Annotated in this window: 16 protein-coding genes; 10 read left to right on the plus strand and 6 right to left on the minus strand. The window is 31.4% G+C overall.

Going from position 1 to position 14,981, the window contains the following annotated elements; translation table 11 throughout:
* Positions 1-97: 97 nt before the first annotated feature.
* The 8 genes from ACN0TY_RS15835 to ACN0TY_RS15870 all read left to right on the plus strand — a co-directional run bounded on the left by ACN0TY_RS15835 (position 98) and on the right by ACN0TY_RS15870 (position 5,412).
* Positions 98-736 carry a hypothetical protein gene (locus tag ACN0TY_RS15835; protein ID WP_417445231.1) on the plus strand — a complete coding sequence of 213 codons (639 nt, stop codon included), beginning with the start codon at positions 98-100 and terminating at the stop codon, positions 734-736.
* Positions 737-882: 146 nt separating this feature from the next.
* The gene (locus ACN0TY_RS15840) at positions 883-1,464 is read left to right on the plus strand and encodes a hypothetical protein (RefSeq protein WP_417445232.1); all 582 of its coding nucleotides are present in this window, start codon (positions 883-885) and stop codon (positions 1,462-1,464) included.
* A 329-nt stretch (positions 1,465-1,793) separates the two neighbouring features.
* Entirely contained in the window at positions 1,794-2,243 is a 450-nt protein-coding gene (locus tag ACN0TY_RS15845; protein ID WP_417445233.1) for a hypothetical protein, read from the plus strand.
* Positions 2,240-2,464 (plus strand): helix-turn-helix transcriptional regulator, encoded by a 225-nt coding sequence (locus ACN0TY_RS15850; protein WP_236960895.1) that lies wholly within the window; start codon positions 2,240-2,242, stop codon positions 2,462-2,464. The genes ACN0TY_RS15845 and ACN0TY_RS15850 overlap by 4 nt, the downstream gene beginning before the upstream one ends.
* A gap of 145 nt (positions 2,465-2,609) precedes the next feature.
* Positions 2,610-3,194 (plus strand): N-acetylmuramoyl-L-alanine amidase family protein, encoded by a 585-nt coding sequence (locus ACN0TY_RS15855; RefSeq protein WP_236960893.1) that lies wholly within the window; start codon positions 2,610-2,612, stop codon positions 3,192-3,194.
* A gap of 249 nt (positions 3,195-3,443) precedes the next feature.
* The gene (locus ACN0TY_RS15860; RefSeq protein ID WP_236960891.1) at positions 3,444-4,007 is read left to right on the plus strand and encodes a Crp/Fnr family transcriptional regulator; all 564 of its coding nucleotides are present in this window, start codon (positions 3,444-3,446) and stop codon (positions 4,005-4,007) included.
* 60 nt (positions 4,008-4,067) lie between these two features.
* Positions 4,068-4,646, plus strand: coding sequence for an NAD(P)H-dependent oxidoreductase (locus ACN0TY_RS15865; protein ID WP_236960889.1), 579 nt, complete (start codon positions 4,068-4,070; stop codon positions 4,644-4,646).
* A gap of 244 nt (positions 4,647-4,890) precedes the next feature.
* Positions 4,891-5,412, plus strand: a complete 522-nt coding sequence (locus ACN0TY_RS15870) for a hypothetical protein (RefSeq protein WP_417445234.1) — start codon at positions 4,891-4,893, stop codon at positions 5,410-5,412.
* 39 nt (positions 5,413-5,451) lie between these two features.
* Here ACN0TY_RS15870 and ACN0TY_RS15875 read toward each other — a convergent pair whose 3' ends face one another.
* On the minus strand, positions 5,452-5,850 hold the full coding sequence (locus ACN0TY_RS15875; protein ID WP_236960512.1) for a hypothetical protein: 399 nt from the start codon (positions 5,848-5,850) through the stop codon (positions 5,452-5,454).
* Positions 5,851-6,615: 765 nt separating this feature from the next.
* Between ACN0TY_RS15875 and ACN0TY_RS15880 the strand changes: the two genes are divergently transcribed.
* Together ACN0TY_RS15880 and ACN0TY_RS15885 are read left to right on the plus strand one after the other, a co-directional pair.
* A complete protein-coding gene (locus ACN0TY_RS15880) occupies positions 6,616-6,867 on the plus strand; it encodes a DUF6364 family protein (RefSeq protein WP_417445235.1) in 252 nt (83 codons plus the stop codon).
* On the plus strand, positions 6,868-7,290 hold the full coding sequence (locus tag ACN0TY_RS15885; RefSeq protein WP_417445236.1) for a type II toxin-antitoxin system VapC family toxin: 423 nt from the start codon (positions 6,868-6,870) through the stop codon (positions 7,288-7,290).
* 47 nt (positions 7,291-7,337) lie between these two features.
* Here the strand turns inward: ACN0TY_RS15885 and ACN0TY_RS15890 are convergent, their stop codons facing one another.
* From ACN0TY_RS15890 to ACN0TY_RS15910, 5 genes are all read right to left on the minus strand, one after another.
* Positions 7,338-8,873 carry a YifB family Mg chelatase-like AAA ATPase gene (locus ACN0TY_RS15890; RefSeq protein ID WP_417445237.1) on the minus strand — a complete coding sequence of 512 codons (1,536 nt, stop codon included), beginning with the start codon at positions 8,871-8,873 and terminating at the stop codon, positions 7,338-7,340.
* 101 nt (positions 8,874-8,974) lie between these two features.
* The gene (locus ACN0TY_RS15895; RefSeq protein ID WP_417445238.1) at positions 8,975-10,624 is read right to left on the minus strand and encodes a solute:sodium symporter family transporter; all 1,650 of its coding nucleotides are present in this window, start codon (positions 10,622-10,624) and stop codon (positions 8,975-8,977) included.
* Between the two features lie 190 nt (positions 10,625-10,814).
* On the minus strand, positions 10,815-12,653 hold the full coding sequence (locus tag ACN0TY_RS15900; RefSeq protein ID WP_417445239.1) for a CocE/NonD family hydrolase: 1,839 nt from the start codon (positions 12,651-12,653) through the stop codon (positions 10,815-10,817).
* 267 nt (positions 12,654-12,920) lie between these two features.
* Entirely contained in the window at positions 12,921-13,538 is a 618-nt protein-coding gene (locus ACN0TY_RS15905; RefSeq protein ID WP_417445240.1) for a DUF4870 domain-containing protein, read from the minus strand.
* Positions 13,539-13,706: 168 nt separating this feature from the next.
* Entirely contained in the window at positions 13,707-14,945 is a 1,239-nt protein-coding gene (locus ACN0TY_RS15910) for a S41 family peptidase (RefSeq protein WP_417445241.1), read from the minus strand.
* Positions 14,946-14,981 lie beyond the last annotated feature (36 nt).

Consider the following 14,981-nt stretch of genomic DNA (forward strand, 5'->3'; position numbering starts at 1 on the left):
TAAAACACCTAATTACGTGCACCAAAATGCCGCTTAAATTTAATATTAATCTGTAGCCGTATTTTAGGACGTGACATTACACAAAATATCTCTAAGAATGAAAGCAAAGGAATTAAGAGAGTATTTAAACAACTCATTCAAAGAAAAATTAATACCTTTTGGATTCAAAAAAAGAGGCTCAAATTTTTATTTTTTAGAAAAAGGAAAAAGCTATTCAATTAATTTCAATAGTCTCAACTATGACAATTCATTTCCAACTTCATTTTCTTGTTTTTCAGGCTTTATAGAAGTGGAAAAGAAGTACGCAGAGCTATTGAACAAAAATGAAAAAGAAATTGCTAAGATTAAATCCTCAGGACAATTATATATTAATCAAGCATTACTTTATGACCAACAAAAATACTCTTGTAAAAGCTATGATCTATACACCCTACAAGAAGCTGAAAAGGCAGTTATAGAAATTGTCGAATACTTCATAGAAAGAATAATACCAAATTTCAAAAAAATTGAGACAATAAATGATTTAGACGTTTGGTATAATACAAAAGAATATATGATAAATAGCAGACGATTAAAAGTTGATATTATATACGGCTTGTTAGTTGCTAAATTCGTTTCAAACCCTAATTATGAAAGTCTAAAATCGAAATATTTAAAATTAAGTTCTCACTTTGGTGAATGGGACAAAAATGAATTAAATAAGGCTATTGTATATATTGACTCTAATATTAAATAAAACTACCTACAACATGGTGTATAATTAATGGCTAGTTCGAGCTTGTTTACGAATATTCCTGCGGAATATTCTATTCGGTTTTTATTTGCTAAATTAGGTGCTTAAACACGCCACTAATCATACACAAACATGTTGGCAAACATTTGATGAACAGCATAGAATTCAATAAATATTGGGATTTAAATTACCCAGAATCGAATCCAATCGGACACGAATTAAAAGGTGTTTATCCGAATAGATGGTTACGAATCCATAGTTTGCCCGAATCGAAAAGATATGCGGAATCGAAAGATGAATATCAAATAATTCTGGATAGACAAAACAAGCTGATTTCGGAACTAATTGGAGAGAATACGGAAATTATAATTGTTTCGGGACAATACGAAATGGAATTGACCGACAAAATCTCAACCGAATTATCTAAATACGGAGAATTTAAAAAAAGTAGAACAATTGAACTTCATAAAATTTATCCCGAAGAATATGAAGATGATTTCTTTTATGATGTTTATTTCAGACCTGATTCTTGGAGAATTAATTCTCAAAACAGATTGCTGAGAAATATTGCGGATGATGAGTTACGAGCAATGTTTGTTTGTCCGAAAAGGAATTGTATTGTAGCACCTTATAATGGCGGAATGGACATAATAGTGGAAAATCAAGAAAAAAGAGACATATTAAAAAATAAATATAAAGATTGGCTTTCAGAACGAGAAGATGGAATGTAGCGGAAATAAAAAACCTACTGCCAACAAATAACTGAGATAAAAAGCAAATCATTTCTTCAAAAGTATTAGACACTATTATATCGGGCTTACAGATTCAATTACTTAATTTCTTATCTGTTTTTTTCATTTAGTAAGTTAGTTATTAAACTACACGACTGATCTTATATTGACCATAGGCTAATGCAGAAAAACATCGACGGAATTATATAATCATTTTCAAAAAAGATGAGATTTTTTTATTGGATAATGTAAAGTTTGTTTGTCATTATGGAAAATATATTTATATTTGAGACAAGCTAACTTATTTTTTAACTTTAAAAAAATATATTATGAATGTAAAATCATTTATGGAATGTGAAAGAAAAAGTCTCGAAAAGATGAAACGTTATCAATTACCAAATAGATTTAAAAAAATCGGAATCGGTATTGTAATAATTTCTTTAGTAACTTTTTTTATAAATAAATTTTCAATTGAAAATATTGACTTAAAACTAATAGCCAAATATGGAATATTAATAGGACTATTACTCATTTCTATTTCAAAAGAAAAAATAGAAGATGAACTAATCACATCTTTAAGAATGCAATCTTATACCTTTGCTTTTATTACTGGTGTTATCATAACTTTATTAACGAACCCATTATTTAATTATATCGCAAATATCATTTCACAAAAACACCAAGAAAATTTTCAAGAAGTTGGAGATTGGAAAATATTATGGATTTTATTGTTTATTCAGGTTTTTTATTTTGAATTTTTAAAACGTATGAACAAATGAAAAATCGATTAAAGATTGAAAGAACAATACTGGATTTAACACAAGATGAACTAGCAAATAAAATAGGAGTATCTCGACAAACTATTAGTTCAATTGAAAAAAATAGATACGTTCCTTCAACTGTTCTTGCATTAAGACTCTCTTTACTTTTTAAAAAACCTGTAAATGATTTTTTCGAATTAGAAGATAGCGAAATGCCTATGCTTAACAATGATCTCTAGTAAAATATTATTTCCTATTATATTAAGCCTACAAATTCAATTAGTTAATTTCCTATTCAGTTTTTATTTAGTAAATTAGTTACTCAATAACACAACAAACTATATACGAATACGTTAGTAATAATTATAACCAACACCGAAAAATATGAAAAACCTAACAAAATTCATCGGATTAGCCTTATTAACAATCACATTTGCATTTACAAGTGTTGATAAAAAGACAATTGTGATTGATGTTAGTCATGGTGGTCATGACAATGGGACTACAGCTAACGGATTTAACGAAAAAGCAATTGCTCTAAATATTGCAAATAAAATCAAGGAGCTAAATAAAAATTCGAACGTAGAAATTATCTTAACGAGAGATTCGGATAAGTTTTTAACCTTAAACGAACGAGTTGAGCAAATCAATAAATTAAGTCCTGATTTTGTTATATCGTTACATGCTAACGCTAATGACAACGATAAAAAAAGTGGAAAAGAGATTTTTATAAGTGATAAAAACAAACAGAAAGAAAAATCGGGAGATTTAGCTTTAGAACTGTTTTATAGCTTCAATGATAAAAGCGTTGAAATCAGAAAAGCTGATTTCCATCTTCTAAGAAATGTGAACCATCCAATTGCTTTAGTTGAACTTGGTTATCTAACTAATTTAAATGATCGAGAAATGCTAACTACTGAAAAAGGGCAATCTGAACTTGCAGAATCAATATTAAGTGCAATAAAATAATCAATACTAACAAGTGTTCAGGCTCTTAAAGTCTATTTTGTAGTATTAATCAATTCATAATAATATTTTTATAAGTGTTTAATTGAGGATGAGATTATACATTCTCAATTAAACACTTTCTATTTCTGCTAAAATTAATTGCTATACTCCCCTTCACAACTGATTATCGACTGAAAGCGGTTTTCTATTCGGTCTTTATTTTCTACTTTCGTACTGTTCATAGCCTAGCTCTTGGCTCAATCAAACAAAATGAAGAACTATTTAGAATCATTTGGTATCCTTACCAAAGATGAAATTGATTTATTTGAAGCTAAAACTGCTTATAGAAAGCTAAAAAAAGGGGATTATTTCATTAAAGAAGGGCAAACCTCCAAAGAAGTGGGCTTTGTAGTTTCTGGATTATTCAGATCTTTTTATCATTCATCAACAAACGAAGAAGTAACCTATTGCTTTACTTTTTCTAACTCGTTTGTAAGTGCTTATTCTTCATTTTTATCACAAGAAAAAACTATAGAGAATATTCAAGCGCTAACAGATATTGAAATGCTAATCATTTCAAGAGATGAAATTTTAAAATTAGAGCAATCAAGTATCAATTGGGTGAAATTTTTTAAACTTATTGCTGAACAAGAATATATCAAAATGGAAAAAAGAATTTTCTTGTTACAAAAAGAAACCGCTGAAAAACGGTATCATGATTTACTCACTAATCAACCTGAATATTTACAATTAATTCCTCTTAACTTCCTTTCTTCATATTTAGGCATTACGCAAAGACATCTAAGCCGAATAAGAAAGTCGATTTCGAATTAGACAAATGTCCTTTCAAAGAAATTTAATCCTGTGGTTCTTTGCTGAAAACATAGAACCGACATGAAAAATATTTTAATAATTAATGGACATCCAGATAAAGAGAGTTTTAATTACGCATTATCTGATGCTTATAAAAAAGGACTCCGTAAAACTGATTCCATAATAACTCAAATTAATATTGCCGACTTGGAATTTAATCCAAATCTAGAGTTTGGTTATCGTAAAAGAATGGAATTAGAACCCGATTTAGTAATTGCCATCAACAAAATAAAAATGGCAGATCACATCGTATGGATATTCCCAATGTGGTGGTATGGCTATCCTGCACTAATGAAAGGTTTTATCGATAGAATATTTTTACCTGGAATTACTTATCAACCAATAGAAGGCAAACCATTACCCGAAAAACTCTTAAAGGGGAAATCAGCAAGGTTAATCATTACTGCAGACACACCAAAATGGTATGATTCTCTATTTATGAAAAGTCCAACTATAAATCAGTTTAAAAAAGGGACTTTACAGTTTTGTGGAATCAATCCTGTTAAAGTAACTTATATAGCTCCAATTAAAAACTCAAACTCCTATTTCAGAAAAAAATGGTTAGAAAAAATAACCTTGTTAGGTGAAAAGATGAAATGAAAGAACGGCTCTCTTCAGAAATAGAAAACTAAAGTATTTTAACTTACAAGTTATATCATTAGCTTGGAAGCTTTTATAAGTAAAATACTCTCTATTAAAAAAGCACATATTCTTATAAATAAAAAACCTATTTTTTACATAACAACACCTAATAAACACCATAACAGAGAGGTATTTAATAAATTTACTTAATTCTGACGCAACTTAATTGATAGAAAAACATCTATAAGTAAAACCTAAAAACATGAATAACAAAATTTACTTAATAGCTCTTTTAGTATTTGGATGTACATTAAATTCATGCGATTCTGACGATTTAGAATATCAAAGCGAATTTGAAACTAGTAAAAAATCTTGGTTAGACTTTAAAGAATCTTCCAATAACTCATACAAATACACCGTAACAAATAGTTCATGGGTAGGAAATAGTAGTAAAACTACTATATCGATTAAAAATGGTGCTGTCGTACAAAGAGATTTTGAATTAAATATGGTTGAAGGAACCTCCGAATATAATGAGTTCGACGAAATAGAATGGACAGAAACTGGCTCTGAAATAGGTACTCACGAGAACGGTGCCGATCCTATCACTTTAGATGAAATTTATGATAAAGCCCAAAATGAATGGCTCATTGAAAGAAGCAACACAACTACTTATTTCGAAACGGAGAATAACGGAATGATTTCAACATGTGGATATGTCTACGATAATTGTGCCGATGATTGTTTTATTGGTGTAAATATTAAGAATATAGAAGCACTATGAAAATTGCTTTAAAGCATGACCAAATTGGTTATACTGCTACTACGGCTGTTTTATATACGCTCCTTCCCGTTTATTAGAAATAAGCGATCCATTTGAAGCTTTATAAAATGAAAAATCCATATGTTCATTACCGTATGTAATTGTAAATGTATATTCATTTTTGGCAGCCTTCTCATAAACTACTGGAAATATCCCTTCACTTTCCATATTATGTAATTTACTTTTATAGCTTGATATGAGTTTAGTATGACCATGCGTCATTATAAAATCATTTGAAGTAAACTTGTAACCATCTAATACCACTCCCCTTTCTTTGCTAACCCATGTGCCTTGAATCCATGTTGGAGGATTAAAATATTGCACGTCTACAACCTCATTGTCATCTGATGAACTACATGAAATAACAATTAATAACCCGAATAAAAGAAAATTTCTCATAACAAATAACTTTTTGATTTACATAAAGTTACAGCTAAGACTAAGGGATTATCTAGGGTCTATTTCCCCTTTTAGTCAAAACGTATCTAAAACAAGGTCGAGTAACATTTAAACCTCTTAAAATCAAATATTTATAGACTGAATTCTATTAGTTACTTATTTATAATATTAATTATTACAGGTCAATTCAGTTGCCATACGTATAATTTGGCGTGAAAGACCTATCCAGATACGTTACCATACGTATAATTAGGCATGAAAGACATGTCCCGATACGTTGCTATACGTATAAGTTGGCGTGAAAGACCCATCCCGATACGTTGCCATACGTATAATTTGACGTAAAAGACCTATCCCGATACGTTACCATACGTATAATTAAGCGTGAAAGACCTGTCCAGATACGTTACTATACGTATAATTAGGCATGAAAGACCTGTCCAGATACGTTGCCATACGTATAATTTGACGTAAAAGACCTATCCCGATACGTTACCATACGTATAATTAAGCGTGAAAGAACTGTCCAGATACGTTGCCATACGTATAATTTGGCATGGAAGACCTATCCCGATACATTGCTATACGTATAATTTGGCGTGAAAGACCTATCCCAATACGTTATCATTCAATTAAAAAGTACTAATGTAGACATCCTACAAATATTAGTAACAAACTGAACATACGTGTGAAATATAAAATATAAACACGTATCTAAGGAATAATTTGTAACTTTATGATTAAGTAACTTATAGGCTCATCATTATGAATACAAAGTTGACATTAACAATAGAAAAAGAAATAATTGAAAAGGCAAAAAACTATGCTAAAGAAAAAAATCGCAGTTTGTCTGATATTATTGAAAACTACTTGAAAACACTTACTAAGCAAGACCAGAATAAAAAAAGAAAGAAACTTAATCCAACGGTAGAATCACTAAAAGGTTCTTTTAAGATGCCAAAAGATATGGATTATAAAAAGGAGCTTCAAAATCGACTAGAAAAGAAATACTTATAAATGGATAAAGTTCTAATTGATACAGACGTTCTTCTTGATTTCTTTTTTGACAGAGAACCATTTGCGGAATACTCGGCAGAAATTCTAAATCTTTGTGCTGAAAAAGAAATAAAAGGATATACTACGCCAGTTATAATTTCGAATGTTTATTATTTACTCAGAAAAACAGCAAAACACGATATTATAGTTGAAAAAATTAAGCAGCTTCTTAATATTATTGATATTATCAAAATGGATGAAAATGCTGTAATAAATGCGTTGAATTCTGAATTCAAAGATTTTGAAGATGCATTGCAGAATTTTTCAGCAATACAAAATGGACATATAAAAATTATTCTGACAAGAAATTTAAAGGACTTTAAAAGGAGTGATTTAGCAGTATTTACACCAGAAATATACTTGAGAGGAAAAACCAATTCCTAAAATCTTCATGTAATATAACTCTCGTACCACCCTACTCATTACAAAAACTAACCAAGCCAACCGTCTCGATCTAGGCTTCTGTATTGAATGGCTTCACTGATGTGACTTTCATTAATAGCATTCACATTTTCTAAATCGGCAATTGTTCTTGATACTTTTAAAATACGGTCGTATGCTCTTGCTGAAAGATTTAATCGTTCCATAGCACTTTTTAATAGTTGAAGAGAAGACGGTTGTAACTTACAATACTCACGGATTTGCTTGGTATTCATTTGAGCATTATTATTTATGGTTGGTAAGCCTTCAAAACGTTTTGTTTGAATCTCTCTAGATTTGGTTACCCGCTTTCGAATTACGGAACTGTGTTCGCCTTTTCGTTCGTCTGAAAGCTTTTCAAAAGGAACAGGAGTTACTTCTATATGAATATCTATACGGTCTAAAAGCGGACCTGAAATCTTCCCTAAATAACGTTGCATTTCTGCTGGTGATGATGTTACAGGCGCATCTGGATCATTAAAATATCCCCCTGGACTAGGATTCATACTAGCAACCAACATAAAACTTGAAGGGTAGGTTACTGTAAATTTAGCTCTAGAGATCGTCACCTCTCTATCTTCTAACGGTTGTCTCATTACTTCTAAAACGCCACGTTTAAATTCTGGTAATTCATCTAAAAAAAGTACTCCGTTATGAGCCATGGAAATCTCTCCTGGTTGTGGATAAGCACCGCCACCAACAAGGGCAACGTCCGAAATTGTATGATGTGGGCTCCGAAACGGACGAGAATTCATGATTCCTATATTGGCTGTTCTTCCTGTTACAGAATGAATTTTAGTTGTTTCTAAAGCTTCATTCATCGTCATGGGTGGCAGAATTGAAGGTAGTCGCTTTGCTAACATTGTTTTTCCTGAGCCTGGTGGTCCTATTAAAATAATATTATGTCCTCCTGCGGCAGCTATTTCCATGCTTCGCTTGATACTCTCTTGTCCTTTTACGTCAGAAAAATCAAACTCTGGAAAATCCAATGCTTTATTAAACTCTTCCTTTATATCTACAATAGTAGGTGTTAACGGAATTCCTTCATCAAAAAAAGCGATAACATCTTTTATATCTTTAATTCCATAGACATTAATTCCTTCTACAATAGCAGCTTCCTTAGCATTCTCTTCTGGCAGAATAAAACCTTTAAAACCTTCTTCTTTGGCATTTATAGCTATTGGTAACGCTCCTTTTATTGGTTGTAAAGTACCATCTAAAGAAAGTTCCCCCATGATTAAGTAATCTTCTAGACCATCTGCTTTTATTTGCTGTGAAGCTGTTAAAATCCCTATAGCAAGAGTAAGATCGTATGCAGAACCTTCTTTACGTAGGTCTGCTGGAGCCATATTGATGGTAATCTTTTTCCCTGGAATTTTAAATCCGTTATACTGTAAAGCTGCCGCTATTCTATAATTACTCTCCTTTATGGCATTATCTGGCAAGCCAACCAAATGATACCCTATCCCCTGACCTATATTTACTTCTACAGTTATTGTAGTTGCTTCAATACCAAACACCGAACTGCCGAAAATTTTTCTTAACATGTCATATTTTATTTACACTCCTAAATATAGTGAAAAAAATAAGCTCCAAATTGGAGCTTATTTTATAATCATATAAAATGTTTTATTTCAACTGAAACTTCTTAAGAGAAGTATGCATAGATACCTATTACAATCGCACAAATAGCAAGTCCTACAGGAACTAAAAACTTGTAAGGTTCGATACTTACTTTCTGCGTATACTCTAATTCGAAATCTGTATCTCTAGGTGCTATTTTACCAATTATCAACATAATGATGATATTAATAACAAACAAAATTGCCATTACATGTAAATAATGTGGATAAGCAAGAGTACCTATTTCAGCTAACTTATCAGGATCAGTAATCCCTGAAGCTTTTGCGGCTTCAATTGCATTATCTGCCATCATAGGTTTTACTATAAACTGACTAATAATATATAGAGCACTCCCAGAAATAATCCCAACTTTGGCAGCGATTGCTGGTACACGCTTGGTTGCGTATCCTACCACGATAATAGTAAGAATAGGAATACTATAACACCCATTTACTTCTTGTAAGTATCCAAATAATCCGTTTGGAGCATTTGCAATAAGCGGTGCAATTAACATTGATGCGATTGCTAAAACAATCCCGAAGTATTTACCGTTTTTAATAACTGTAATCTCAGAAGCATCTTTATTGATATATTCTTTATAAAAGTCGATACTAAATAATGTAACAGAACTATTTAAAGCACTGTTAAACGAACTTAATATAGCTCCGAATAATACAGCGGCAAAGAACCCTAATAATGCTGTAGGAAGCACTTTATTAACTAATAAAGGATATGCTTGATCTGGAGTTTCTAAGTCAGGTCCAAAAACATAAAAAGCAATGATCCCAGGAAGTACCACAATTAGCGGCCCTAATATTTTAATAAAAGCAGCTAATAATAGTCCTTTTTGACCTTCTTTTAAGTTTTTAGCAGCTAAAGCTCGTTGAATTATAGCTTGATTGGTACCCCAATAAAATAACTGCACAAGCATCATCCCTGTAAATATGGTACTGAAAGGAACAGAACTAGTACGATCTCCCATGGATTGGAATTTTTCTGGAGCCTCGTTCATTAAAATAGTAATACCTTCTGTAACAGAACCGTCTCCAATTAACATCAATCCAAAGAAAGGAATCATTAATCCTCCAATAAGAAGTCCAACAGCATTTACAGTATCTGAAATTGCTACTGCTCTTAATCCCCCAAAAATTGCGTAAATAGATCCGATAATTCCAATTACCCAAACACAAATCCAAATAGATGTGTTTAAAGAGACTCCTAATAAAGAAGGGATATCGAACATTGTAGAGATTGCCAAAGAACCAGAATATAATACGATTGGTAAAAATATAACTACATAACCTAATAAAAAGAGCCCTGAAGCTATTGTTTTGGTTCCTTTATCATATCGAGTTTCTAAGAATTGAGGCACGGTAGTAAGTCCACCTTTTAAGTAACGAGGAAGTAAAAATATAGCAGTTACCACCATTGCTAGTGCTGCTAATGTTTCCCATGCCATTACAAGAATTCCTTCTGAATATGCTTGTCCGTTAAGACCTACAATCTGCTCTGTAGAAAGGTTTGTTAGTAATAACGACCCCGCAACAACTCCAGCAGTTAGACTACGTCCTCCTAAGAAATATCCATCAGATGTGTTTTCGTTTGTTTTTTTTGTAGCAAAATATGCGATTACCGCCACTAAAAGCGTAAATCCTACAAAGGATAGTATTGCCATACCAAATAATAGTTAAAGTTAGATTGCGAATATATAATATTTCAATAAATTTATTTGAGATTTTGACAATTAAAAAGAGGCATTTTTGTTCATATTCGTACCTTTTTTGTTGCAAAGCTATTATGAAGAATCAAAAAAAGGTGCCTCGATTAGAGACACCTTTGTGTAAGCATGAGATTATAATTCGATATTAGTCTAAAACCTTAAATTCTATTTTCGAGGAATTATAAACTCTATGTGTTTGTTTTTTAAAGTCTTCCTTTTTTGCTTTAAAGATATTGTCTACATACGTCTGCGGATTAATATCTATTAATGGGAACCAAGTACTTTGGATTTGCACTTGCATTTTATGTCCTTTTTTAAATGTATGGTAAATATCTTGAAGTTTAATATTTACTGCTGTTTCTTCATTCGGTACAAAAGGCTCTGGGTTTTCAAAGCTATTTCTAAAACGTCCACGCATTACTTCACTACGCACCATCATATGGTAATTACTCATTTGAAGGTAATCTTGTGTTTCTTCATAGTTTTCAGCATCAGCAGGGAAAACATCTATTACTTTAACCACCCAATCTGCAGCTGTTCCAGAAGTAGCTACTTTTAATTTGGCCATTATATCTCCTATAACAGTCATATCTTCTTCTAAAACTTGTGTTTCAAAAACTAAAACATCAGGTCTTCTTGCTGCAAAGCGCTGATCGTCGGTCATATACTTTCTAGGAGTAAAAACCATTTTTATGTCTTCGCTATAAGGAACAGGTTTATTAGGGTCACTTATAAACTCTTCATAAGAATGTTGTAACGTCATTATTTCTCCCATAGATTGGTGCTGACCCAAACTATAAGTTTTCTCTTTTATGTTCTTTGGAGGCCATACATCATATGTATTCCACTCATTTATACCTGTATCATAAACATAAGCTTCAGGAAGTCCAGATTCACCTTTTCCTCCTTCTTTAAGGAAATGATTAAAGAATTTCGTTTCTATCTCCTTTTGAAAGAATTCAGAAATATTATCTCCAAAATATACATTCCCAATTGCTTGGCGCTCTTTTGTTCTCGCCCAATCACCATGACTCCATGGTCCCATTACAATAGTATTGTAGTTCTTACTACTCTTTTCTATTGTTTTATAAGTGGTAAGTGGCCCGTATAAATCTTCGGCATCAAACCAACCTCCAACAACCATTGTTGCTGGTTTTATGTCTTCTAAATGCTGAATAATACCTCTAGATTTCCAAAATTCATCATAGTTAGGGTGTTCCTTTAATTGCTGCCAGAATACATTATCTTCTTTATAATATTTATCTAGATTACTAAGAGGTCCTGCATCTAAGAAAAATTGATATTGGTCTTTACTTTCCAATTCAGGAAAATTGTACCAAGCTTCTGTTTTTTGACCGTCTTTCTCATAACCAAATAAAGAAGTTGCTCTCCAATAGCTCAATAAATAAGCTCCATTATGATGAAAATCATCAAAGAAGAAATCTGCAATACATGCTTGTGGAGATACCGCTTTTAGATTAGGATGCTCGCTTAACAATGAATAAGTAGAGTAAAATCCAGGGTATGAAATTCCCCAAACACCAACGTTTTTATTCGTGTTTTTTACATTTTTCACCAACCAATCAATCGTGTCATAAGTATCTGATGCTTCATCAATTTCTTTCTTCTTTTTATTCGGAATAAAAGCACGCATATTATCATATACTCCTTCACTATTCCAACGTCCACGAACATCTTGATACACTATAATATTCCCTTCTTTCATCATCGTTTCATTAGGTCCGATTTTAGAACGAAATTGGTTTTCTCCGTAAGGTTTACAGCTATAAGGAGTTCTTTGCATTAAAATAGGATACTTCTTAGAAGTGTCTTTTGGACTGTAAATAGTAGTATGCAGTTTTATACCATCGCGCATTGTAATCATAACTTCCTGTTTGTTATAATTATCTTGAACGCTATATGTATCCTGTGCAGATAAGTAACTAAAGGATACTAATAAAAAGAGTAATAATATTTTTTTCATCTGAATAAATAAAAAATTAGCTATTGGTTTAAGAAATTCAAATTTATTAGTATTTCCTGTAATAGTGAATTTATAAAAGTTAAAAACTAACATATTTGATTAAAATTATACGTTGCGTTCTTTATTAATGCTGAAGTTTAGAAAAGATAAATCGCGAATTAAGTTTCGTGCATGTAGAAATGTGTAATCTATTCAGTTTTCAGTTTAAATACAAGTCGATTTATAGTCTCCCCAAATATGAGCCATAAGCGATGTTATATGATAATTTTACTTCAAAAATGGAATAGCAGGAAAATACCAACTTAATTCCCCCTTTTTAATCCTCATATAATTCTTAAATATTAATACAATGTTATACAAATAAAGAACGCCTATAAGAGCAGTAAAGATTACTTCTTTATTCATTCTAAAATTTACTAAGGATGAAAATATATCAAAAAAATTAATGTCGAATCTAATATAAGAACCTTTTGTAGCTATCATTATGATAGAATAAAGTAACAAAGTCCAAGTGATCTGAAAACTAATGATCTTCTTTCCATAATTATCCACAAATTTTATTTTATCCTTTTTCAAGATCCACATTACTAACGGGATTATTACCCCTAACAATGGATGAAATAATAAACCTGATAGAGCACTAAAGTTCAAAAGAGTTAGATAACCTTTATCTTCAACATCTGCCCATTCTAAAAGATCGTCTGGCGTTACTCCAAGAGCTTGCGTTAACTTTAATAACGTATCACCTCTCGGAATTGATTCGCCTTTTTCAATTCGTTGAACTGTTCTAAGACTTAATTTTGATTCTTCCGATAGTTGTTCTTGAGAGAAACCTTTTCTATTTCTCAACTCTTTTACTTTAATTGCTAAGTTTTGATTATTCATAATTCAATAATTTTAATGTTCACTAAGCAAAGGTATTTTAAGTCCGTTTTAGTTCTTACGTCACTATTATGACAATTCTATGACAATTACGCCAATGTCTGACTCAAAAGTCATATAACTTTAAAATTACAGCTAGTTATTCATTTTTTATAGTTCTGATGCTTTTTACTAATGATTGATAAATTTTAGCGTTTGGGAAATCCAATCTTCATTATTGTCAAGATAAATATCTGGTGAAACTCCAATCACTTCATATTCTAAAAACTGACTATTATCAATATCTGTTGGATGAAAAACAAAGTATTCGCTGGGTGTTATAACTTGGGTTTTAGAGTTCCAGCCATAAGACAATGCTCCAGCGGTATTATCACCTAAAACAGTTACATTAGGTAGCTCGCTAACCTTTAAAAGGAACTGTTCTGCTGCGCTTCTTGTATTTCCATTGACCAAAATATATAGATTTCCGTTACGCACAAATTTCTTAAGTAGTTTGTAAAACTGTTTCGAATTACGCTCGCCTCCGCCAGTATTATCACGAAGATCTACAATAATATTTTCTACCGTAAGTTTATTGGAGATTTTATCAGCAAAAGCATCTGCCTCTTTTAATAGATTTCCATAGCTCCCAAAACTCCCCAATTTTATATACTGAGTATTAGAAGCAACTATACTTAATTCATAGTTATGATCAGGATAAGGTGGTTTGTAGTGATTAATTGTAGTGGTATCTTTTTTATAACCGAGCTTTAAAAATTGACCGTTTTTTATAACTCCTGAAGCACTTATTAACTTTTTACCGGTATGAGTTCCCGTAACAAATTGGTATCTATCGTTGATAGTATTGTATAGATTCAAAATAACATCTCCACGTTCCCATGTATATAATGTAGATTTTAAAACTACTCCCCTATATGCTTTATCCGAAGTTTTATAAACCCCTATCTTTAAGTATTTTCCATAATAATATATTCCCTCAAGATCTTCTCTTTTTTTAGTTGATAATTCTTTTGAAAGAGAATCGATTGCTAATGTACTTTTAGGAAAGATCCTATTGGTTTCACTAGCTTTAAAGTCAGCCAAAACAGCTTCGTCATCAAATTCACTATAAGCTACAGATGTAGTATTCCCATAGATTTCCGTGTGTCTATCTTTTATAGGCAACAACAATCTATTTAAAAGGATGTAACAATCAAAAACAGGAGTTTCTTCTTTATTTATAGATGCTTTTAATTTTTGATACGAAGCTTTAAAATCGGATTCTATATTTTTCTTTTGAGATTTATATGCTTTAGATTCTATCAATTCTTGATAAATAAAATCTAAATCAGCCTTACAGTCGCACGTTGGAGATTGGGCGTTTATATTAAGTATAAAACAAAAAAAGAAGAGACTGGAAATCAGTTTCATTATAAAAATAAGGTTAAATAGTTACTAAAAATAAAA

The sequence above is a fragment of the Joostella sp. genome, from assembly GCF_048266025.1.
Taxonomy (GTDB): domain Bacteria; phylum Bacteroidota; class Bacteroidia; order Flavobacteriales; family Flavobacteriaceae; genus Galbibacter; species Galbibacter atrarenae.